The organism is Parafrankia sp. BMG5.11 (assembly GCF_004337455.1).
In genome coordinates this window covers 302,023-322,736 of the sequence record NZ_SJXI01000015.1, presented here as the reverse complement: position 1 = coordinate 322,736, position 20,714 = coordinate 302,023, and the positions used below count along the sequence as shown (strand labels likewise).

22 protein-coding genes and 1 tRNA gene are annotated in these 20,714 nt (G+C 65.3%); 11 read left to right on the top strand and 12 right to left on the bottom strand.

Annotated features, from left to right (window positions below):
• The first annotated feature begins 2 nt into the window (after nt 1–2).
• Genes E0504_RS12470 through E0504_RS12440 form a run of 7 tightly spaced genes read left to right on the top strand, consistent with a single transcriptional unit; the run spans nt 3 to nt 8,269 of the window.
• Nucleotides 3–3,797, top strand: coding sequence for a nitrate reductase subunit alpha (locus tag E0504_RS12470; protein WP_131624478.1), 3,795 nt, complete (start codon nt 3–5; stop codon nt 3,795–3,797).
• Entirely contained in the window at nt 3,794–5,326 is a 1,533-nt protein-coding gene (gene narH / locus E0504_RS12465; RefSeq protein WP_131624476.1) for a nitrate reductase subunit beta, read from the top strand. The genes E0504_RS12470 and narH overlap by 4 nt, the downstream gene beginning before the upstream one ends.
• Nucleotides 5,323–6,018, top strand: coding sequence for a nitrate reductase molybdenum cofactor assembly chaperone (gene narJ, locus E0504_RS12460; protein WP_131624474.1), 696 nt, complete (start codon nt 5,323–5,325; stop codon nt 6,016–6,018). The genes narH and narJ overlap by 4 nt, the downstream gene beginning before the upstream one ends.
• A complete protein-coding gene (narI, locus tag E0504_RS12455; RefSeq protein ID WP_131624472.1) occupies nt 6,015–6,809 on the top strand; it encodes a respiratory nitrate reductase subunit gamma in 795 nt (264 codons plus the stop codon). The genes narJ and narI overlap by 4 nt, the downstream gene beginning before the upstream one ends.
• Nucleotides 6,806–7,723 carry a peptidylprolyl isomerase gene (locus E0504_RS12450; RefSeq protein WP_131624470.1) on the top strand — a complete coding sequence of 306 codons (918 nt, stop codon included), beginning with the start codon at nt 6,806–6,808 and terminating at the stop codon, nt 7,721–7,723. The genes narI and E0504_RS12450 overlap by 4 nt, the downstream gene beginning before the upstream one ends.
• A complete protein-coding gene (locus tag E0504_RS12445) occupies nt 7,720–8,088 on the top strand; it encodes a hypothetical protein (RefSeq protein WP_131624468.1) in 369 nt (122 codons plus the stop codon). The genes E0504_RS12450 and E0504_RS12445 overlap by 4 nt, the downstream gene beginning before the upstream one ends.
• On the top strand, nt 8,060–8,269 hold the full coding sequence (locus tag E0504_RS12440) for a hypothetical protein (RefSeq protein ID WP_131624466.1): 210 nt from the start codon (nt 8,060–8,062) through the stop codon (nt 8,267–8,269). Before E0504_RS12445 ends, E0504_RS12440 begins: the two co-directional genes overlap by 29 nt.
• A gap of 27 nt (nt 8,270–8,296) precedes the next feature.
• On the opposite strand, the gene E0504_RS12435 is transcribed toward E0504_RS12440, so the two are convergent.
• The gene (locus E0504_RS12435; RefSeq protein WP_131624464.1) at nt 8,297–8,770 is read right to left on the bottom strand and encodes a hypothetical protein; all 474 of its coding nucleotides are present in this window, start codon (nt 8,768–8,770) and stop codon (nt 8,297–8,299) included.
• 111 nt (nt 8,771–8,881) lie between these two features.
• Here E0504_RS12435 and E0504_RS12430 point away from each other — a divergent pair, with 111 nt between their 5' ends.
• Nucleotides 8,882–9,625: a Crp/Fnr family transcriptional regulator gene (locus tag E0504_RS12430; RefSeq protein WP_131624462.1), complete on the top strand. Its 744-nt coding sequence runs from the start codon at nt 8,882–8,884 to the stop codon at nt 9,623–9,625.
• Entirely contained in the window at nt 9,618–10,199 is a 582-nt protein-coding gene (locus E0504_RS12425) for a molybdenum cofactor guanylyltransferase (protein ID WP_131624461.1), read from the top strand. Before E0504_RS12430 ends, E0504_RS12425 begins: the two co-directional genes overlap by 8 nt.
• Here the strand turns inward: E0504_RS12425 and E0504_RS12420 are convergent.
• From E0504_RS12420 to E0504_RS12400, 5 genes are read right to left on the bottom strand one after another with little or no spacing between them, the layout of a single operon-like run.
• On the bottom strand, nt 10,196–11,365 hold the full coding sequence (locus tag E0504_RS12420) for a molybdopterin molybdotransferase MoeA (protein ID WP_131624459.1): 1,170 nt from the start codon (nt 11,363–11,365) through the stop codon (nt 10,196–10,198). The genes E0504_RS12425 and E0504_RS12420 overlap by 4 nt on opposite strands.
• A 17-nt stretch (nt 11,366–11,382) precedes the next feature.
• Nucleotides 11,383–11,919 carry a molybdenum cofactor biosynthesis protein B gene (gene moaB, locus E0504_RS12415; protein WP_131624457.1) on the bottom strand — a complete coding sequence of 179 codons (537 nt, stop codon included), beginning with the start codon at nt 11,917–11,919 and terminating at the stop codon, nt 11,383–11,385.
• Nucleotides 11,906–12,373: a molybdenum cofactor biosynthesis protein MoaE gene (locus E0504_RS12410; protein ID WP_131624456.1), complete on the bottom strand. Its 468-nt coding sequence runs from the start codon at nt 12,371–12,373 to the stop codon at nt 11,906–11,908. Before E0504_RS12410 ends, moaB begins: the two co-directional genes overlap by 14 nt.
• Before the next feature lies 1 nt (nt 12,374).
• Nucleotides 12,375–12,617: a MoaD/ThiS family protein gene (locus tag E0504_RS12405; RefSeq protein WP_131624454.1), complete on the bottom strand. Its 243-nt coding sequence runs from the start codon at nt 12,615–12,617 to the stop codon at nt 12,375–12,377.
• A 6-nt stretch (nt 12,618–12,623) separates the two neighbouring features.
• A complete protein-coding gene (locus tag E0504_RS12400; protein ID WP_131624452.1) occupies nt 12,624–13,895 on the bottom strand; it encodes an acyl-CoA dehydrogenase family protein in 1,272 nt (423 codons plus the stop codon).
• Between the two features lie 291 nt (nt 13,896–14,186).
• On the opposite strand from E0504_RS12400, the gene E0504_RS12395 reads away from it, so the two are divergent.
• Together E0504_RS12395 and E0504_RS12390 are read left to right on the top strand one after the other, a co-directional pair.
• On the top strand, nt 14,187–14,492 hold the full coding sequence (locus E0504_RS12395; protein WP_207912514.1) for a hypothetical protein: 306 nt from the start codon (nt 14,187–14,189) through the stop codon (nt 14,490–14,492).
• Between the two features lie 216 nt (nt 14,493–14,708).
• On the top strand, nt 14,709–15,059 hold the full coding sequence (locus tag E0504_RS12390; protein ID WP_131624448.1) for a histidine kinase: 351 nt from the start codon (nt 14,709–14,711) through the stop codon (nt 15,057–15,059).
• 498 nt (nt 15,060–15,557) lie between these two features.
• Here the strand turns inward: E0504_RS12390 and E0504_RS12385 are convergent.
• The 6 genes from E0504_RS12385 to aspS all read right to left on the bottom strand — a co-directional run bounded on the left by E0504_RS12385 (nt 15,558) and on the right by aspS (nt 20,682).
• A tRNA-Met gene (locus E0504_RS12385) sits at nt 15,558–15,634 on the bottom strand.
• 63 nt (nt 15,635–15,697) lie between these two features.
• On the bottom strand, nt 15,698–16,183 hold the full coding sequence (locus E0504_RS12380; RefSeq protein WP_207912513.1) for a 2'-5' RNA ligase family protein: 486 nt from the start codon (nt 16,181–16,183) through the stop codon (nt 15,698–15,700).
• Between the two features lie 26 nt (nt 16,184–16,209).
• Entirely contained in the window at nt 16,210–17,172 is a 963-nt protein-coding gene (gene mltG / locus E0504_RS12375; RefSeq protein ID WP_131624444.1) for an endolytic transglycosylase MltG, read from the bottom strand.
• A 1-nt stretch (nt 17,173) separates the two neighbouring features.
• Complete coding sequence (gene fabF / locus E0504_RS12370) at nt 17,174–18,436, bottom strand: beta-ketoacyl-ACP synthase II (protein WP_131624442.1); 1,263 nt, start codon at nt 18,434–18,436, stop codon at nt 17,174–17,176.
• A 101-nt stretch (nt 18,437–18,537) separates the two neighbouring features.
• Nucleotides 18,538–18,774 carry an acyl carrier protein gene (locus tag E0504_RS12365; RefSeq protein ID WP_067683987.1) on the bottom strand — a complete coding sequence of 79 codons (237 nt, stop codon included), beginning with the start codon at nt 18,772–18,774 and terminating at the stop codon, nt 18,538–18,540.
• Nucleotides 18,775–18,861: 87 nt separating this feature from the next.
• Entirely contained in the window at nt 18,862–20,682 is a 1,821-nt protein-coding gene (gene aspS / locus E0504_RS12360) for an aspartate--tRNA ligase (RefSeq protein WP_131624440.1), read from the bottom strand.
• Nucleotides 20,683–20,714 lie beyond the last annotated feature (32 nt).

Here is a 20,714-nt window from a genome sequence, read left to right as displayed (position 1 = left end):
GCATGAGCCATTTCCTCGACCGTCTGACTTACTTCCGGCGCGCGCGTGAAAAGTTCTCCGACGGACACGGGATCACTACCGACGAGCCGCGCGAATGGGAGGACGCCTATCGCAAGCGGTGGGCGGCGGACAAGATCGTGCGCTCGACTCACGGGGTGAACTGCACCGGTTCGTGCTCGTGGAAGATCTACGTCAAGGGCGGCATCGTTACCTGGGAGACCCAGCAGACCGACTACCCGCGTACCCGGCCGGATCTGCCCAACCACGAACCGCGCGGCTGCCCGCGCGGGGCCAGCTACAGCTGGTATCTCTATTCGGGCACGCGCATCAAATACCCGTTGGTGCGCGCCCGACTGGTGCGTCACTGGCGAGAGGCGCGCAAGACGATGACACCGGTCGCCGCGTGGGAATCGATCGTCGAGAATCCCGACAAGCGCCGCGACTGGGTCGCGAAGCGCGGCCGCGGCGGCTTCGTCCGTTCGGGCTGGGACGAGGTCACCGAGATCATCGCCGCCGCCAACGCCTATACGATCAAGAAATACGGGCCCGACCGGATCGCGGGGTTCTCTCCGATCCCGGCCATGTCGATGATCTCTTATGCAGCCGGCAGCCGCTACCTGTCGCTGATCGGCGGCAACCTGATCTCGTTCTACGACTGGTACTGCGATCTGCCGCCGTCGTCGCCGCAGACCTGGGGCGAGCAGACCGACGTTCCCGAAAGCGCCGACTGGTACAACGCGGGCTTCCTGCTGGTGTGGGGATCCAACATCCCCATGACCCGCGCCCCGGACGCGCACTTCTACTCCGAAGTCCGCTATCGCGGCGCCAAGAGCGTCGTGATCTCGCCCGACTATAACGAGGCGGCCAAGTTCTCCGATTTGTGGCTCCATCCGAAGCAAGGGACGGACGCTGCTCTGGCGCTGGCGCTGGGGCACGTGGTCCTGCGCGAGTTTTACGTTGACCGGCAGGTCGAGTACTTTTCCGACTACACGCGGAAATATTCGGATTTCCCATTGCTCGTCAAAATAGTCGAACGAAACGGCCGGCTGGTGCCCGCCCATCTTCTGCGAGCCGCGGACATCGGCGGAGAACTCGGAGAGAACGCCAATCCCCAGTGGAAGACCGTTGCTTACGACGAGCTGTCGGGCGACCTCGTCGCCCCCCTCGGCTCGGTCGGCTTCCGCTGGGGTAATAAGGGCAAGTGGAACCTCGAGGAAAAGGACGGCCAAGGCCGGGAGGTCAAGCTGCGTACCACGCTCGCGGGTCACGAAGACGCCATAGAACCAGTCGCATTTCCCTATTTCGGCGGTACCGCGCCGCATGACTTCGTCGCCACCGGTCACGACGAGATCTTGATGCGCAACGTCCCGCTCAAATCCATGCAGTTTGCCGACAAGACAACCGGTTACGTTGCCACCGTGTTTGACCTGATGTGTGCAAACTATGGCGTCGACCGCGGTTTTGGCGGGGACAACGTCGCCGATAGTTATGAACAGGACCTCCCCTTCACGCCTGCGTGGGCCGAAAAGGTGACCGGTGTGCCGCGCGCGGCGATCATCCAGGTGGCCCGGGAATTCGCCGAAACGGCCGAAAAGACCAACGGCCGCTCGATGGTGATCCTGGGGGCGGGACTCAACCACTGGTATCACATGGACATGAGCTATCGCGGGATCATCGCGCTGCTCGTTATGTGCGGCTGTATCGGCCAGTCCGGCGGGGGCTGGTCGCATTACGTAGGACAGGAGAAACTGCGTCCGCAAACCGGATGGAACCCGCTGGCGTTCGGGCTCGACTGGACCCGGCCGCCGCGGCAGATGAACGGCACGAGCTTCTTCTACGCCCACACCGACCAGTGGCGTTACGAAACGCTCAAAATGTCCGAACTTCTTTCGCCGGTCGCGCCGGAAGGCGATTGGTCGGCCAGCATGATCGATTACAATGCGAAGGCGGAGCGAATGGGGTGGCTCCCGTCAGCCCCGCAGTTGCAATTGAACCCGATCGAACTGGGCCGCCACCTCCACGAAACCCAGGCCGATCCGGTGACGGTGGTCGTCGACGGGTGGAAGTCGGGCGAGATCAAACCAGCGTGCCTCGATCCCGACAACCCGCTGAACTGGCCGCGCAACATGTTCTTCTGGCGCTCCAATGTGCTGGGCGCGAGCGGCAAGGGGCACGAGTACTTCCTGAAGCACCTGATCGGATCGATGCACGGAGTCGTCGGTACCGACAAAGACGAACGCATTGATCGTCCGCAGGACATCGTGTGGCATGACGAGGCACCGGTCGGGAAGCTCGACCTGATGGTCAACATCGACTTCCGAATGTCGACCACCAGCATCTATTCGGACATCGTGCTGCCGACCGCGACCTGGTACGAAAAGCACGATCTCAACACGTCGGACATGCACCCGTTCATCCACCCGCTGTCAGCAGCGGTGGACCCGGCATGGGAAACCAAAAGCGATTGGAACATCTTCCGGGCGATCGCGAAGAAGTTCTCCGACATCGCGCCGGAGGTTCTCGGCGTCGAGCACGATGTGGTCCTCACTCCGATCCAGCACGACACTCCTGGCGAGATGGCGCAGGCGTATGAGCCAAAGGATTGGTTGAAGGGTGAGTGCGAGCCGATTGCGGGCCAGACGATGCCCAACGTGCAGTTGGTAGAGCGCAATTATCCCGAGACGTTCGCGCGGTTCACGTCAATGGGCCCCCTGCTCGAACAGCTCGGCAATGGGGGCAAGGGCATCGGGTGGAACGCCGACAAGGAAATCGGGTTGCTCGGTGATCTCAACGGGCGCGTGCTGGATGGCCCGACGGCGGGTCGGCCCAAGATCGACAGCGACATCGACGCCTGTGAGACGATCCTGATGCTCGCGCCCGAAACCAACGGCGAGGTCGCAGTCAAGGCATGGGCCGCCCTGGGAGAGTTGACTGGGCGCGACCATGGCCACCTGGCTGAAGGCAAGGAAGAGGAAAAAATCCGCTTCCGCGACGTCGCCGCGCAGCCGCGCAAGATCATCTCCTCGCCGACCTGGTCGGGGCTGGAGAGCGAGCACGTCTGCTACAACGCGGGCTACACCAATGTGCACGAGCTGATCCCGTGGCGCACGCTGTCGGGGCGCCAGTCGATCTACCAGGATCACCACTGGATGCGGGCGTTCGGCGAGGGGTTCGTAACCTGGCGCCCTCCGATCGACACCAAGACGGTGCTGCAGGTGATCGGCAAGCTGCCCAACGGCAACAAGGAGATCATGCTCAACATCCTCACCCCGCACCAGAAGTGGGGCATCCACTCGACCTACACCGAGAACCTGATCATGCTCAGCCTCAACCGCGGGGGACCGACGGTGTGGATCAGCGAGGATGACGCCAGGGCGGCTGGGATCGTCGACAACGATTGGATCGAGGTGTTCAACGTCAACGGGGCGCTGACTGCCCGCTCGATCGTCTCGCAGCGGATCATGCCGGGGTCGGCGATCATGTACCACGCGCAGGAAAAACTGGTGAACACGGTCGGATCGCAGATCACCGGCCAGCGGGGCGGGATCCACAATTCCGTCACGCGGATCAACATGAAGCCGACCCACATGATCGGTGGGTACGCGCAGCTCTCCTATGGCTTCAATTACTACGGCACGGTCGGCGCGAACCGCGACGAATTCGTGATCGTGAGAAAGATGAGCGAAGTGAACTGGTTCGACAAAGCCGCTGACGACAGCGCCAACGTTGCCGGCGGAACCGCCGACTGGGGAACCGGCGCGGCGAACCGAACCGACACCAAGGAGGCCGCGGAATGAAGGTCCGTGCTCAGATCGCGATGGTCCTCAACCTCGACAAATGCATCGGGTGTCACACCTGCTCGATCACCTGCAAGAACGTGTGGACCAACCGCGAAGGCGTCGAGTACGCGTGGTTCAACAACGTCGAGACCAAGCCCGGCATCGGTTACCCCAAGGACTGGGAGAACCAGGAGCGCTGGAAGGGAGGCTGGGTCCGAACCAAGCGGGGCCGGATCGTGCCGCGGCAAGGTTCGAAGTGGCGCATCCTGTCAAAGATTTTCGCCAACCCGCACCTGCCCGAGATCGACGATTTCTACGAGCCGTACACGTTCGAGTACGAGTGGCTGCAATCCGCGCCGGAGCTGCAGGCGCAACCCACCGCGCGGCCCAAGTCGCTCGTCACCGGCGAGCTGCTCAACAAGATCGAATGGAGCGGCAACTGGGAGGACATGCTCGGCGGCGAATTCGAGAAACGCTCGGCCGATTACAACTTCGAAGGGGTCCAGAAGGAGATCTACGGCCAGTTCGAAAAGACGTTCATGATGTACCTGCCAAGGTTGTGCGAGCACTGCCTCAACCCGGCGTGCCTCGCCTCGTGTCCTTCGGGCGCGATCTACAAGCGGGCCGAGGACGGGATCGTCCTGATCGACCAGGAAAAGTGCCGCGGCTGGCGGATGTGCGTGTCGGGCTGCCCGTACAAGAAGATCTACTACAACTGGTCCACCGGCAAATCCGAGAAATGCATCTTCTGCTACCCGCGGATCGAGACCGGGCAGCCGACGGTGTGCTCCGAAACCTGCGTCGGTCGTATCCGCTATCTCGGCGTGGTGCTGTACGATGCCGACAAGATCGAGGCAGCCGCCAGCGTCGAGGACCCGAAGGACCTCTACCCGGCGCAGCTCGGGGTGTTCCTCGATCCCAACGATCTCGCGGTGCAGCAAGCCGCCCGGGCCGAGGGTATTCCCGACCAGTGGCTCGAGGCCGCGACCCGCTCGCCGGTGTACAAGATGGCGATGGAATGGAAGATCGCCTTCCCGCTCCATCCTGAATACCGCACCCTGCCGATGGTCTGGTACGTGCCGCCGCTGTCGCCGATCCAATCGGCCGCGGAAGCCGGCAAGATCTCGGCGCTCGACGGGATGCCCGACGTCCGGTCGTTGCGGATTCCCTTGCGCTACCTCGCCAACCTGCTGACGGCAGGCGACGAGGAGCCGATCGCCACCGCGCTCGAGCGGATGCTGGCGATGCGTTCGTACATGCGCGCCAAGACCGTGGATGGCAGGATCGACGAATCGATCCCGGCGCGCGTGGGCCTCGACCGCACGACGATTGAGGAGATGTACCGCATCATGGCGTTGGCAGCCTACGAGGACCGCTACGTCATCCCGACCGCGCGCCGCGAGCTCGACGAGGACGCTTTCGTCCTGCGCGGTTCGTCGGGCTTCGGGTTCAAGGAAAACACGCTGGGCAAGACCAAGGTCAACCTGTTCGGAGGCGGGGCCAAGAGACCTGCGCGCGATCCGCGCATGGAAGTCCCGACGACATGAACACCACCCTCAAGGCCTTTGCCGCGTTGCTCGGGTATCCGTCGCAGGAATTGAAGGACCACGCGGGCGAGATTGCCGACGCGATCGGGGCGGAAGGGGCGCTGCCCCGCGCGGCCGTGCGGCGGCTCCAGCCGCTGCTCGATCGGCTGGCCGACGATGAGTTGCTCGATTCCCAGTCGGCCTACAGCGAACTGTTCGATCGCTCGCGATCGCTGTCGCTGCACTTGTTCGAGCACGTCCACGGCGACAGCCGCGAGCGCGGCCAAGCGATGATCGATCTGGGGCACCAGTACATCGAGAGCGGCATCTTCCTCGAAGCAAGCGAGCTGCCCGATTTCATCCCGGTGTTCCTCGAATACGCCTCATGCCTTCCGTCATCCGAGGCGCGCGAGACGCTCGAACAACCCGCGCACGTGTTCGCTGCTTTGGCCGAGCGGCTCGACAAGCGCGGGTCGGATTATGCGGCGATCTTTCATGGAGTGGTCGCACTGAGCGGCGCCCGGCCGGACACGGCGGCGGTTGCCGGCGTCGATGAGAACACTCCACCGATCGATCCCGACGTGGAGGACGATTGGGAGGAGACGCCGGTCTCGTTCAGCTCGCACGCGGCGCATGACATGGGCGGACCGACCGGTCCCGTCGCGCGGATCAGGGCGGCCAACCGGGCCAAGGCACAGGAGGCAGGACGATGACCGATTTCATCAATCAGATGGCGTTCGGGTGGTATCCCTATCTTGCGGTCACGGTGCTCGTGGTCGGCAGCATCATGCGCTTCGACGCCAACCAGTACAGCTGGCGATCGCAATCGAGCCAGTTCCTGCGCCGCAAGCAGATGCTGATCGGATCGAACCTGTTCCACATGGGCATCATCGTGCTGTTCTTCGGCCACCTGGTCGGTCTGCTGACGCCGGTGAACGTGCTCGATTTCATGGGCATCGGCCACGGCTTCAAGCAGACCGCCGCGCTCGTGGTGGGAGGCATCGCCGGTCTGCTGGCCTACATTGGCGCCACCCTGCTGCTCCACCGCCGGCTGTTCGACCCGCGCATCCGCCGCAGCTCGTCGATCGGCGACATCCTCGTGCTGGTGCTCATCTGGCTCCAGCTCACGCTCGGTCTGGCGACCACCTACTGGACGCTCCAGCACCTCGACGGCAGCGAGATGCTGCGGTTCATGGGCTGGGCCAACGGCATCCTCACGCTCAACCCCGCCGCCCCGGACATCATCAAGGAGACGGCGCTGGTCTACAAGCTGCACATCGTGCTCGGGCTGACCCTGTTCGTCATCACGCCGTTCACCCGGCTGGTCCATATCTGGAGCGCGCCGATCTGGTTCCTCCTGCGGCCGGGCTACCAGATCGTCCGCTCGCGCCGGGTCGGCAAGCCGAACTATTCGCCAGACCGAGGGCCTGCCGGCGTTGCCCCGAGCTTCGGCGGAACCACCGTCATGCGGCAGATGGCCGAAAGCGGACAGGAGGGAGCATGAGCCGCCGTCTCGACGTCATAAATCTTGCCGATCCGAGCCAGCGCCCGGCGCCGGTGATGCCGAGCTCGTGCGAAAGCCACGGCTGCAGCGGCGGTCCCGAACCGCTGATGCCGCCGCCGCCCAGCTTCGGCGAGGTGTTCGTCAACGGGGTCGAGATCGATCCCGAGGCGATCGCGCGCGAAATCCAGCACCATCCGGCACCCGATGCGGAAACCGCATGGGTCGAAGCGGCCCGCGCGCTGGCGGTTCGCGAACTGCTGTTGCAGGAGGCTGCACGGCTCGGCGTGGCAGGGGACCCGGACGCCGACGAAGACGGCCGCGACGAAGCGGAAGACGACGCGATCATTCGCGCCGTGATCGAGCAGGAAGTCGCGCCCGTGCTGCCCGGCGAGCTCGAGTGCCGGCGCTACTACGACGCCAACATCCACCGCTTCCGCACGCTCGACCTGTTCGAAGCGGCGCACGTGCTGATCGAGCCCGAAGGCCAGGACGAGGCTGCGTGGGCGACTGCCGAAGCCAGCGCGCGGTCGATCATCGCCGAAGTCGGCCAAGACCCGGCCAAGTTCGCTGCGGCCGCGCGCGAGATGTCGGCCTGCGCATCCAAGTTGCAGGACGGTTCGCTCGGCCAGATTCGGCGGGGCGATCTGGTCCCGGTGGTGCAGGGCGCGATCGAGGCGCTGGCGGATGGCGAGACCGGCAGCGAGCCGGTGCGTTCGCGCTTCGGATGGCACGTCCTGCGGCTCCACCGGAGGATCCCCGGCCAGACTTTGCCGTACGAGGCGGCGCAGGCGAAGATCGCCGACATGCTCGAGGCCCGCAGCTGGTCGCTCGAAGCTGCGCGCTACGTCGCCGAACTTGCTCGGCGCGGGAAGATCGAAGGCGTGCTGATCGACGCGGCGGCCGCGCAGGGATGACGACGCTGGGCGACATCCTCGGCGCGGCGCGCAGATCGGCGAGCGGGTTCCAGGCGTGGCTCGCGGGTTCGCATCCCGAGCTCGCGCGCCGGGTCGCCGAGACCGCGCAGCAGACCGGGCTGAGCACCACCGGCTACGTCCGCGCGGCGATCGCCGATTTCTCGCGCTTTGCCGACGAAGAGGACTGGGCGACGCTCGTTTCAACGATGCGGGATAGCTCCGACCCGGGTACCGACTGCTTGCTGGCGATGGTCGACTGGCGCTTGACCGCGAAGGGATGCGGCGAACATACTCACGCACCGAGCGAACACCCACACGCGCACGAGGGAGGTCCAAATGAGCGATCGCTTGCCGGACACCGGTGAGAGCACCCCGCTGAACCCGGCGCTCAAGAGCACATCGGAAACGGTGTACGACACCACCAACCGCACGCCGTCTCCGATCGACACCGCCTCGGCCAGGGAGGGCGAAGGCGAAGGCTGGCCGTGGATCTGGCTGGTGGTGACGGTGGTTTGCGTTGCGCTGGCGATCTGGTTCCTGCTCTAGCGCGTCCCCAAGTCCACAGGGCTCGGCCTAGCGCGGTGAGGCCGCCAGCGCGGTGCGCGGATGGTGCGCGCTAGAGCCAAGCTCGCACACCAGCGTCGCCGTCGGTGCGGTGAAATCCCCTTTCGCCCATTGGGTCGCGCCAGGGCCGCTCCGCGCGGGGACGGTCAGCATCAAGCTGCGACAGGCCCGCTCCTCGGCAATCCTTCGCAGTCGGTCAAGCAAGACCTCCCGCGCTGATTGCCGGCTTCCGAGATCGATCGTCACAAGCAGCTCGACATGCAGCGCCCGCTTGTGCCGCAGGGTATCGAGCGGGCGGAAGGTGGCGAGGCCATAAAGGCACCCGCCGTCGACCCGCACCGCCAGCACACCCCCGCCGCCGCCCATCAAGCGGTGAGCGAACTTCTGCCACGCGTCGGGCGTCACCCCAGCCGCGGAGCGCACGAGCGGGTAGGCCGACGCAAGATCTCCCTGTTCCAGGCACACGACGTGCAGATCCGCCACGGCATCCTTTCCCCGGTCACCCCGGTTGCACGCTATGCCGCAGGCGCTAGGAAGCGTTGAGCCACATCAATCCGATTGCTGCCCGCCCGGATTCGGCCAAAGGTATCCCTCGTGTCCTATATTCCCAGAGGCCCGCTGACCGACCTGCCGACAGGCCATCCGTGCGCGGATTGCCCGGTCCGCCCGGTCACGATTTGCCGCACCCAGACGCCGGAAGTGCTCGCGGCGCTCCGGGGCCTCGGCACGATGCAGCGGCTGCAGGAAGGCCAGACGGTATTCCACGAGGGCGATCCGGCGCGCCGCGTGTTCATGCTCACCTACGGCTCGCTCAAGATTTACACCCTGCTGCTCGACGGGCGCCGGCAGGTCACCGGTTTCATGTTCCCCGGCGATTTCCTCGGCGTGGCAGTCGAGGGCGAATACGCCTTCACGATCGAGGCGCTCGAAGGGTCCGAGCTTTGGTGGTTCTCGCGCGATGCCTTTACCCGTTTCGTCGATCAGAACCCCTCGATCGAGCGCGAGCTCTATCACTTGTCGGCGCACGAACTCGCGGCCGCTCAGCAGCAGATGGTGCTGCTCGGCCGCAAGACTGCCGCCGAGCGCCTCGCGAGCTTCTTCTTCGAACTGCTCGAACGGCAGGAGCGGGCCGGCACGGGTGAGGGGCAAATCCTCGACCTGCCGATGAACCGCCTCGATATCGCGGACTACCTCGGCCTCACCAAGGAGACGGTGAGCCGGATGCTCGCGGAGCTGCGCAGCCGCGGACTGATCCGGCTCGCCGCTCAGAACCGAGTCGAGGTGCTCGACCACGCCGGGCTGATCGATCTCGCGCAGGGCAGCGGCGGGAATGGCTAGCGCGTCACGCGCCGGTGATTCGCTTGCCGTTGTAATCCTGGCCGGAGGCGACGGCCGCCGGATGGGGGGCGGCAAGCCGCATCGATTGCTGGGCGAACGGAGCCTGCTCGACCGCGCCGTCGAGCGCGCGCGGAGCTGGAGCAAGACGGTCGCGATCTCGGTCCGCGACCGGGGTCAAGTCGGCGCGGTCGAGCTACCGTTGGTGTTCGACCCACCTTGCCTTGCCGGCCCGCTTGCCGGGCTTGCCGCAGCGCGCGGGCTGGCCTGCGCGCGGGTGCTGTCGATCCCGTGCGACATGCCATTCCTGTCCGATGACTTGCCTGGCCGGCTGGCGGCGGCCCTGGCGGGACACGCCGCTGTGCTGGCTTCGGCCGGCGGCCGCCTCCACCCGGTGTGCGGATTGTGGACCGCCGAGGGGCTAGTGGGCATCGAGGAATATGCGGCCTCGGGACAGACATCGCTGGTGGGGTTCGCGCGGACGATCGGCTTTGCCGTGGCGGAGCTGGAGGACGCTGCCGCCGAGAATCTCAACACCCCTGCCGAGCTGGCGGCGGCCGCTGCGCGTCTCGGCTAGAAGTCGATCGCGTCGACCAGTTCGCCGGCCTGTCGCGCCGCCTGGTTCGGTCGGCAGCGCAACAGGAGGTCGGCCTGGGCGAGCGCGGCCTGCGCGCTCGAATCCTGGTTGCCGACCGGCACCGCCCCTGCCGGAGTGCGGCGCGCGCGGACGAATGTCTCCCGGTCCCCGCATGCGGCCAACTCGCATGCCAGCGGAACCTCTACCCAATCTGTGCGCGCCGTCCGCCCCGAAAGGCCCGCCACTAGCGGCGCGAAAAATAGCCGGGCGGTGACCATCGCCGAGGTCGGGTTGCCGGGCAGGCCCATGACGAGGCTGCTGCTGCAACGTCCCAACCAGACCGGCTTGCCCGGTTTGATGGCGACCTTCGAAAACACCAGGTCGAGCCCGCACGGGGCGAACATGGTTTTGGCGAAGTCCTTTTCACCGACCGAGGCGCCGCCGGTCACCACGACGAGGTCCGCCTGTGCGATCGCCTCGCCCGCGGCCTGCTCCATGGTGGCCAGGTCATCGCGCAACCGCCGGGTGTCGACCACTTCGGCGCCCCATTCCTGCGCCACTGCGGCAACACCGAACGAGACGCTTTCGGGGATCCGTTCAGCGTTCAGGCGCGCCTCGCCCGGCGCGGCCAACTCATCGCCGGTGGCGAGGATGATTACCCGCGGGCGGCGCCACACTTCGACTTTCGCCAGGTCGGCCCCAGCGGCTGTGACGAGGGCGCGTGGGCCCAGCCGGGTACCTGCTTCGACCAGTATGTCGCCGACCGTGAAATCGGATCCACGCTGGCGGATATGCCACGCGCCCGCGCCCGGCGGCATCGTCGCCAGCTCGCCCTCGCGCGTGACATTCTCCTGGATGACGACGCGGTCTGCACCGGCCGGGACCGGCGCGCCGGTGAAGATCCGCACGCACGTACCGGGCGCGACGGTGCCGGCGAATCCCCTCCCGGCGAAGGATTCGCCGATTACGGGCAAGACGCCGGGCAAATCCGCCTCGCGCACCGCGTACCCGTCCATCGCCGAAGAGTCGGCGGGCGGCGCGTCGACGTGCGCGATCACCGGCGCGGCCAGGACCCGGCCGGCGGCTTGCGCGATCGCCACCTGCTCGCTGGCGAGGGGCTGTGCCGCTTCCCCGATCAGCCGGGCGGCTTCGTCGTAGCTGATCATCGCCGCGCGCTCCGCGATCATGCGCACAGGTGGCGGAGGCGGGGGATCTGCCCGGCGAGCGAGCACGGCCGGTGACGGCTGTCGAGCTCGAACGCGAGCACGAGGTCCCACGCGTCGCGGCACGCGCCGGTGGACCCCGGGAGGCAGAACACGAACGTATCCTCGATCTGCCCCGCGCAGGCGCGCGACTGGAGTGTCGAGAAGCCAACGGTGCCAAAGCTCGCATGGTGGAACAGGACCGGAAAGCCGTCCATCTCGCGGCGGAACAGCGGGCGCACGGCCTCCGGCGTCACGTCGCGCGGGGCAAAGCCGGTGCCCCCGGTCGCGAGGACGACGTCGATTGCCTCGTCGGCCACCCATTTCCCGACCGCCGCGCGGATTGCCGCCACATCGTCCTTGACGATTTGCCGCCCGGCCAATTCGTGCCCGGCCGCCACCAGCCGCTCGGCCAGCAGCGCGCCCGATTTGTCCGTGGTCCCGTCGCGCGTATCCGATACCGTGAGCACCGCGATGCGCAGCGGATGGAAGGTCAGGCTGTCGTCAATTCCCATCATCGCTCCAGCGTGCCCTGTCGGCACGGTCCGCGTCGGTCGGCTCGATCCACCGGCTCGCGCTCGGCGTGTCCTCGCGCTTCCAGAAGATCGCCTCGGTTTTCAAGCGGTCCATCATGTAATCGACCGCCTCGAGCGCCGCGCGCCGATGCGGTGCAGACGCGGCGACGAGCACGATCGGATCGCCCGGCTCGACCAAGCCATGGCGATGGACCGCCAGCACCGCGCTGGCGCCGAAGCGGTCGCTGGCGCTCGCTGCGATGGTTTGGACCGAGTGTGCGGTCAGCGAAGGATGGTGATCGAGAAACATCGCCGTCACCGCGTCACCGTCGGCGGTCGCGGGCCGCGCGATACCGACGAAGCTCGCCGCCGCGCCGTCGCCCGCGATGCGTCCGAGGAAGCGGGCGAACTCTCCGGCCGCGTCGAGCGGCTCGCCCGTGATCCGCGCGTCGATCACGTCATCCGCCCGATACAGGCGGCAGCAGCGCGACCGTATCGCCCGCCTCGATGGCGTGGTCGTCTCCGACGATGGCGTCGTTGACGCAGGCGCGCACGCGTACGGAGAGAAAGTCGGAAGCGAGATCGGGGTGCCGGTCCGCCAGAACCCGGCGGATCTGGGAAATCGAGCGAACGTCAGTTTCCGTGATCGTGACCTCGCGGCCGAGCGCCTCGCCGAGCTTGCCGTAAAGCGTGATCTTCAAGCGTCCTCACCTTTGCTTGGCCGGCTTGCGGTCGCGCCAGGCAGACATCCTTTCGCCAACCTTCGCAAGCTCCATCCGTGCGATCGCGCGCAAATGGACCTCGTCGGGCCCGTCCGCAATCCGCAGCGTCCGCATCCCGGCGTACGCACGGGCGAGGCCGAAGTCGTCCGACACCCCGGCTGCGCCATGCGCCTGCATCGCATCGTCGATAACTCGCAGCGCGGTCCGCGGCGCGGCCACCTTGATCATCGCGATTTCCCTGCGCGCTGCTTTATTGCCCACTTTGTCCATCATGTCGGCGGCCTTGAGGCACAGGAGCCGCGCCATCTCGATGTCGATCCGGGCTTCGCCCAGGCGCTGCTCCCACACCGACTGGTCGGCGAGGCGCTTGCCGAACGCTACGCGCGACAGCAGCCGCTCCGCCATCGCTTCGAGCGCGCGCTCGGCGGCGCCGATGGTCCGCATGCAATGATGAATGCGCCCCGGACCGAGGCGGCCCTGCGCGATCTCGAACCCGCGCCCCTCCCCGAGAATCATGTTGCCGACCGGCACGCGGACGTCGCGCAAAACGATCTCGGCATGGCCGTGCGGTGCCCCGTCGTAGCCGAAGACGGGGAGCATCCGCACGATTTCGACGCCGCGGGTGTCCATCGGCACGAGGATTTGCGACTGCTGGAGGTGTGCGGCAGCGTCCGGGTCGGTCTTGCCCATCACGATTGCCAGCTTGCAGCGCGGATCTCCGGCCCCCGACGACCACCACTTGCGCCCGTTGATGACGTACTCATCGCCGTCCCGCCGGATGGAGGTCTGGATATTGGTCGCATCCGACGACGCCACATCGGGCTCGGTCATCAGGAACGCGGAGCGGATCTCCCCGTCGAGCAGCGGCCGCAGCCAGGCTGCCTTCTGTTCGGGCGTGCCGTAGCGGTGGAGCACTTCCATGTTGCCGGTATCCGGCGCGGAACAGTTGAACCCCTCGGCCGAAAAGCCGACCCGCCCCATCTCTTCGGCGCAAAGCGCGTAGTCGAGGTTCGAAAGTCCGGCGCCGTGGTATCCGTCTCCATCGTGTTCGGACGGGGGCAGGAACAGATTCCACAGTCCCTCTAAAAGAGCGCGCGCCTTCAACTCCTCGATGACCGGCGGAACTTCCCAGCGTCCGCTGCCCAATTGCCGCAAATGCGCGTCGTAGCGTTCTTCGGCCGGAACGACGTGGCTGTCGATGAAGAACCGGACGCGGTCGCGCCATTCGACTTGCGAATCCGAGAGCGTGAAATCCACTTTGCAACTCCTGGTCCACCAGGCACGGGCCGCGTCGGGTGCCTCCGGCAGCCGGTTGCCTATCGCAGCGGTGAAGTTGCCGATTTGATTCATCTCAATGCGTGACTATGGAGACGCGGCAAGGACCGTAGCGCTTGGAAAAGCATGACCGCCCTGGGCTGCCACCTTCGTGCGCCCGCAACCGCGCAACGCGAGGTGTTTTGCGCAAGACCGTCGGCGGCATCGCCGATACACGTTAGCGAGGGAGCTCGCGACCGCGCACGCTTTCGGGAAAAACTATGCCGGCCGACGATGCCGTTGCTCGGAACTGAGCGGCGGGAGGCCGAACGACGGCGATCACCGTCATACGCGTTCGTGTTCCTGTGCGCTACCGCGGCGCGGTTCGATCCGCTCGCGAAGGCGCAAAGCCTGTTCCGGATGCCAACGGACCCATCGCGCTACGACGATGATCCGGTGCGATGGGGCGTCATCGCGACGGTGTTCTGGGGCGTGGTCGGGTTTTCGGTCGGGCTGATCATCGCGCTGCAACTCGCCTTCCCCGCGCTCAACTTCGAACCCTACGCGCGGATCTTCCTTAAATCGCAGCCTAGGGAATGAACCGATCGCTCGGAAGGAAGTTTGGCAAGAGCAGTGCCGTGCCCCGGCCGCGAAGAGGGGTCCTGACTGGCCATGCCAACCAAGACCAGCCGGCGGCTGCCGGGCCTACGAACTCGCAGAGCTGTCAATCCTGCCGTGTTCGATTGCGTGCATCGCGCGTGCTCGAGTCAACTGGGATAACTCGGTCTGGGCAAAGGCGGCGGGGGAGAACAGGAAATGCAGGCCCAAATCGCACTGCTAGTGAGCGACGTTGCGGTTCTGTCATCCCTTCAATTCGTGCTTTCGGTCGAGGGCTTCGAACTGGCGACCGTGGGGGACGACCTGGCAACCTGCGCTGCTCTCGTGATCGATCAGGAGTATCAAACAGATGGCCTCGCCGCGCTTCGAACTTTGAGAGAGGGCGGTAACACCGTCCCGGTAATCCTGTTGGCTACCAACCCGACACGTGTCTTTCGTGCCCGCGTTGCCAGTGCGGATGCCATAATCATTGAGAAACCTTTACTCGGTGACGCGCTGAGCGACACTATCTTCCACGTACTCCAGCCGTGGAAGGCCGCCTCAGGATAATTGGCGCCGACCGAACCTTGGTTGCCAGGCAGAGGGACAACCCCGTCGAGCATGCTCGACCTCTGCGCTGACTCGTCGCGAGACCTTCCGAGTAGGGTGCCCGCAGTTCGCGACGGAGAATTTGCCGCCGCACTTCGATGAAGTCGATTGTCTGGGGCATTTTAACCCGGCGATCTCCTCATGCGCTATGCGATCACGTCGTTCGCCTCGAGCGCGCGGCGCCCGGCGCGGGTCGACCACTGCGTCCACCGGCTCGCCCCATCTCGACCAATTAGAGACGCCTGAGCCGAGAACCGGGGTCCGCTTTTGCGGATGTCATCGCCAACCCATAATGACTGAGATTGGGCGCAGAGCAGACGGCCGCTATATGTCTCCAGATCGGCTCCACCTAGATCCGAGCGCGCGCGCCAAACCCGGAGGACGCCGCCAAACTCCCAACTTTTCTCCCAACTTCCTCCCGGGTGTCTATGACACCCAGGCGTAAGTCCTTGAAGGGACTGGTAGCGGAGGAGGGACTTGAACCCCCGACACGCGGATTATGATTCCGCTGCTCTAACCAGCTGAGCTACTCCGCCCCAAGGGCAGGCCCGGCGCGACGCCCGGACAGGCGGCGCACTTAGGTTGGCCGCTCCGCCTGGTCAACCGCGGAATGACCAGCGTTTCGCCAGTTCCCACGGACCGCCGCGATACCGGTGCAACGCCAAGCCGGCGAAGGTAAAGTCGAGCGGCACGATGACGGTGGCAAGCTGTGCCTGGAGAGCCTTTGCCTTGGTGCTGGTAACCTTGTTCTGGATCGTCACGTGAAGCCTGGGGACCTGTTGGTCCTGCGGCGTCAACAGTCCATGAAAGCGCTCGGCGACGCGTTCGCGCAGGTCGAGCATGGTAGGGCTTGAAATCTTAAGCGCGGTGCCGCCGCCGAGCGACATGACGCCTTCCAGCCGAGCAGGCACTGGCCGTGCACGCGCTTCACTGGCGAGCAGGTCGCGGAGTTCGTCTTCGTATTGCGGCGGCAGCGCATGGAACAGCGTCACGTGCGCCGCTAAGTGGTTGCGCTCCGGCGGGAAATGCTCGCGCCGCAACTGGTCGGCGCGCGACTGCAGCGCCTCGGGCAATTCGGCAGTCACGATCAGCGGCGCGAGATCGCGCCCCCTCAGTCGAGTTCTCCGCGCGCGCGGCGGATGGCGAACCAGCGTTGCACGTTGGCGTTGTGCTCGGCCAAGGTGTTGGCGAATACATGCCCGCCCTTGCCATCGGCGACCATGAACAGCGCCTGCGTCTGCGCAGGATCGAGCACCGCGGCGATGCTTTCGCGGCCCGGGTTGGTGATCGGACCCTCCGGCATCCCGCTCATGGTGTAGGTGTTGTAGCCATTCACCGCCGCGATCTCGCTCTGGCGGATGCGGCGCCCCAGCGGCTTGCCCTTGGTGATGGGGTAGATAATCGTCGGGTCGGCCTGCAGCGGCATCCCCTGCTTGACCCGGTTGGAATACAGCCCGGCCACCATCCGCCGCTCGCTTGCAACGCCGGTTTCCTTTTCAACGATCGAAGCCAGCGTCACCGCCTGTTCGGGGGTCGACACCGCAATGCCGGGTTTCCGTTTCGACCATGCCTCGGCGAGGTATTTCGTCATGGCCGTGCGCATCCGCGCCAGGACCGCTGTTCGCGCTTCGCCGCGCTCGAAATCGTAGGTGTCCGGCAGCACCGAACCCTCGGCAGGGACCGGGATCGGACCGGTCAGCAGAGGCTCGGCCATGAGCTTTTCATAGACCATGATTGAAGGCAGACCTTCAGGCACGGTGACAAACCGGCGAATGACCTGGCCGTGCTGTAGTGTGTCGAGAATGGTCGCGCCGCTCGCGCCCTCGGGGATCGCGAACTCCCCCCGCTGTACCGGATCGCCGCTGCCCAGTATCTTGGCCCGCAGCAGGAAACTGCTCGAGGAATCGATCAGGCCTTCATCCTCAAGTTTGCCAGCGACCGAGGTCAGTGTCGCGCCATCGGGTACCGTAAAGGCCGTCTCCTTGCTGACGGTGCTCGCGCCGTACCAGCCCCACGCAAACCACGCGCCGACAATTACGCCGACCAGCGCCGCTGCAATCAGCAGGCGCTTCACGTCAGTCCTCGACCTTCTTGAAGATCACGCTTGCGTTGGTGCCGCCGAAACCGAAGCTGTTCGACAAGGCCGCGCGCACCTCCCGCTTCCTGGCGTGGTGCGGCACCAGATCGACGCCTTCGGTGCCCTCGTCCGGATCATCGAGATTCAGCGTCGGCGGTACGATCTGGTCGCGAATGGCGAGCACGCAGAAGATGCCCTCAACCGCGCCTGCGCCGCCGAGCAGGTGGCCGATCGCCGATTTCGTGCTGCTCATCGACGCGCCGTGAAGGTCGTCCCCCAGCACGCGCTTCACCGCGGCCAGTTCGATCGTGTCGGCCATCGTGGAGGTACCGTGAGCGTTGACATAATCGATGTCGCCCGGCTCCATGTGGGCCTTGCGCAGTGCCATCTTCATGGCGAGCTCGGCGCCCTTGCCTTCCGGATGCGGCGCCGTGACATGATAGGCATCGCCAGACAGGCCATAACCGACGACCTCGGCATAGATCTTCGCGCCGCGTGCCTTGGCGTGTTCGTATTCTTCCAGCACCATCACGCCCGCGCCTTCGCCCATCACGAACCCGTCGCGCCCCTTGTCATAGGGCCGGCTCGCCTTTTCGGGCTGGTCGTTCATGCTCATGTTGAGCGCCTTGGCCTGAGCGAAGCCTGCCAGGCCGAGCGGATTCAGCGTCGATTCCGCGCCGCCTGCGAGCATGATGTCCGCATCGTCATCGCGGATCATCCGCGCGGCGTCGCCGATCGAATGTGCGCCGGTCGAACAGGCGGTGACCACCGAATGGTTCGGGCCCATCAGCCCGTACTTGATCGATACCTGCCCGCTGGTCAGATTGATCAGCCGCCCGTGTACGAAGTGCGGGCTGACCCGGCTCGGCCCTTTTTCCTTCAGCACCAGCGATTCGCTTTCAATGCCCGGCAGGCCCCCGATGCCCGATCCGATGGAGACGCCGGTGCGCTCCTTCAAATCCTGGTCCATGTCTTCAAGACCGGCATCCTCGATAGCCTGGCCTGCGGCATCGATCGCGTAGATGATGAAAGGATCGACCTGGCGCTGGACCTTGAAGTCGACGCGCTTATCAGGATCGAAGCCCCATTCGTGGTCCTTGGCCTTCACCTCGCCGGCGATCTTGGCCTTGTGGTCCGAAACGTCGAAACGCGTGATCGGGCCTATGCCGCTTTTCCCAGCAATCAGGTTTTTCCACGTGGTCTCGACGTCGGCACCCAACGGGGTGACGAGGCCCAGCCCGGTTACGACCACTCGGCGCATGCTAGTCTCCGTAAACGCGACAGGCCCGAACCCTGCAAAAGGGTACGAGCCTGTTCATGCCCCGCCGAACAGCCGTCAGGCGAGCACAGCGGGATGGGCAATCAGCCCTTGTGCTCTTCGATGTACTTGGTCGCATCGCCGACGGTGGTGATCTTTTCCGCCGCATCGTCGGGGATCTCGACGCCGAACTCTTCCTCGAAAGCCATCACGAGTTCCACGATGTCGAGGCTGTCGGCGCCCAGATCGTCGATGAAGCTCGCGTCCTGGGTGACCTTGTCGGCCTCGACGCCAAGGTGTTCGACGACAATCTTCTGCACGCGTTCAGCGGTATCGCTCATGAGTGTTTCCCTCTTGAGTTGGGGTTTCGAGTTACCTGTCGCCCTAATGAACACCGTTCAGGCTGGCAAGTGCCCGACAAGTTGCGTTCAACCGGCTTTTGGATCGACCAGGCTGTCCGGGTTCGGCACGGACGACTTGGGCTGATCCAGCGGGCGAATGTGTACGTCGCGCAGCTGCCGGGACGAGACTTCGCTGGGTGCGCCCATCATCAGGTCCTGCGCGCGCTGGTTCAGCGGAAAGGCGATCACTTCGCGGATGTTGGGCTCGTCTGCCAGCAGCATGACGATACGGTCGATACCTGGAGCCGAGCCGCCGTGCGGCGGGGCACCGAGCTTGAATGCCTCGATCATGCCGGAGAAGTTCGTATCTACATCCTCGCGGCTGTAACCGGCGATCTCGAACGCCTTGTACATGATGTCGGGCCGGTGGTTCCGAATGGCGCCTGAGGACAGTTCGTAGCCGTTGCAGACGATGTCGTATTGCCAGGCGAGAATGTCGAGCGGGTCGCTGGTCTCCAGCGCCTCCATCTCACCCTGCGGCATCGAGAACGGGTTATGGCTGAAGTCGACCTTCTTGGCGTCCTCGTCATATTCGAACATCGGAAAATCGACGATCCAGCAGAAGTCGAACCGGTCCTGTGGGATCAGGCCAAGCTCCTCGCCCACCCGGGTCCGCGCGGCGCCGGCCAGCTTGGCCGCGTCCTTCTCCTTGCCGGCAGCAAAGAACAGGCCGTCGTTCTCGCCCAACCCCAGTTCGGCATAAAGCGCCTCCATGCCCTCGGCGCCATGGTTCTTGGCGATCGGACCCCCGAACTCGCCACCCTTGCGGGTAACGTAGCCCAGGCCAGCGAACCCTTCGCGGCGGGCCCAGTCGTTCATCTCGTCGAAGAACTTGCGGCTTTTCTGGTGCGTCGCGGGCGCGGGGATCGCGCGGACCACGCCGCCGCTGCCGACGATCTTCTCGAACAGACCGAAGCCCGAAGTCGTGAAGTGGCGCGAGACATCAGCGATGATCAGCGGGTTGCGCAGGTCGGGTTTGTCGGTGCCGTACTTCAGCAACGCCTCACGGTACGGGATGCGCGGGAAGCTGCCCGCCGGCGTCACCGTCTTGCCGTTCGCGAACTCCTCGAACACGCCTGCGAGAACCGGCTCGATTGCCTGGAACACGTCTTCCTGGGTGACGAAGCTCATCTCGAAGTCGAGCTGATAGAACTCGGGGCTGCGATCGGCGCGCAGATCCTCGTCACGGAAGCACGGCGCGATCTGGAAGTAACGATCAAAACCGGCGACCATCAGCAGCTGCTTGAACATCTGCGGCGCCTGCGGAAGCGCATAGAAGCGGCCCGGGTGCAGCCTGCTCGGCACCAGGTAGTCGCGCGCGCCCTCGGGAGAGGATGCACCAAGGATGGGCGTCTGGAACTCGGTAAATCCGTTGTCGATCATGCGCCGCCGCAGCGAGGCGATCACGTTCGAACGCAGCACGATGTTGGCGTGCACCCGCTCGCGGCGCAGATCGACGAACCGATATTTCAGGCGCGTCTCCTCCGGGTAGTCGTCAGCTGAATTGACGATCAGCGGCAAGTCTTCGGCCCGGCTCTGCACTGTCGCACCGCGCGCATAGACCTCGATCGCGCCGGTCGGCAGGTTGGGATTCACCGCCGCGTCGGCGCGCGATTTCACCGTGCCATCGATGGTGACCACTGATTCCAGCTTGAGCCGGTCGAGAACTCCCAGCGCCTCGCTGTCGCTATCGGCCACGATCTGGGTGATGCCGTAGTGATCGCGCAGATCGACGAACAGCACGCCGCCGTGGTCACGCTTGTTGTGCACCCAGCCCGACAGGCGGACTGTCTCCCCCACGTCGGCCTTGGTCAGTGCGCCGCAGGTGTGAGTACGATAGGCGTGCATCTTAAGTTGTTCCAATTCCGGGGCGTTGAGGC

What these genes read in the sequence shown, in the direction of transcription:
- E0504_RS12470 (WP_131624478.1), top strand. Translation starts at nt 3, where the DNA reads ATGAGCCATTTCCTCGACCGTCTGACTTACTTCCGGCGCGCGCGTGAA.
- narH (WP_131624476.1), top strand. Translation starts at nt 3,794, where the DNA reads ATGAAGGTCCGTGCTCAGATCGCGATGGTCCTCAACCTCGACAAATGC.
- narJ (WP_131624474.1), top strand. Translation starts at nt 5,323, where the DNA reads ATGAACACCACCCTCAAGGCCTTTGCCGCGTTGCTCGGGTATCCGTCG.
- narI (WP_131624472.1), top strand. Translation starts at nt 6,015, where the DNA reads ATGACCGATTTCATCAATCAGATGGCGTTCGGGTGGTATCCCTATCTT.
- E0504_RS12450 (WP_131624470.1), top strand. Translation starts at nt 6,806, where the DNA reads ATGAGCCGCCGTCTCGACGTCATAAATCTTGCCGATCCGAGCCAGCGC.
- E0504_RS12445 (WP_131624468.1), top strand. Translation starts at nt 7,720, where the DNA reads ATGACGACGCTGGGCGACATCCTCGGCGCGGCGCGCAGATCGGCGAGC.
- E0504_RS12440 (WP_131624466.1), top strand. Translation starts at nt 8,060, where the DNA reads ATGAGCGATCGCTTGCCGGACACCGGTGAGAGCACCCCGCTGAACCCG.
- E0504_RS12425 (WP_131624461.1), top strand. Translation starts at nt 9,618, where the DNA reads ATGGCTAGCGCGTCACGCGCCGGTGATTCGCTTGCCGTTGTAATCCTG.
- E0504_RS12420 (WP_131624459.1), bottom strand. Translation starts at nt 11,365, where the DNA reads ATGATCAGCTACGACGAAGCCGCCCGGCTGATCGGGGAAGCGGCACAG.
- moaB (WP_131624457.1), bottom strand. Translation starts at nt 11,919, where the DNA reads ATGATGGGAATTGACGACAGCCTGACCTTCCATCCGCTGCGCATCGCG.
- E0504_RS12395 (WP_207912514.1), top strand. Translation starts at nt 14,187, where the DNA reads ATGCCGTTGCTCGGAACTGAGCGGCGGGAGGCCGAACGACGGCGATCA.
- E0504_RS12390 (WP_131624448.1), top strand. Translation starts at nt 14,709, where the DNA reads ATGCAGGCCCAAATCGCACTGCTAGTGAGCGACGTTGCGGTTCTGTCA.
- fabF (WP_131624442.1), bottom strand. Translation starts at nt 18,436, where the DNA reads ATGCGCCGAGTGGTCGTAACCGGGCTGGGCCTCGTCACCCCGTTGGGT.
- E0504_RS12365 (WP_067683987.1), bottom strand. Translation starts at nt 18,774, where the DNA reads ATGAGCGATACCGCTGAACGCGTGCAGAAGATTGTCGTCGAACACCTT.
- aspS (WP_131624440.1), bottom strand. Translation starts at nt 20,682, where the DNA reads ATGCACGCCTATCGTACTCACACCTGCGGCGCACTGACCAAGGCCGAC.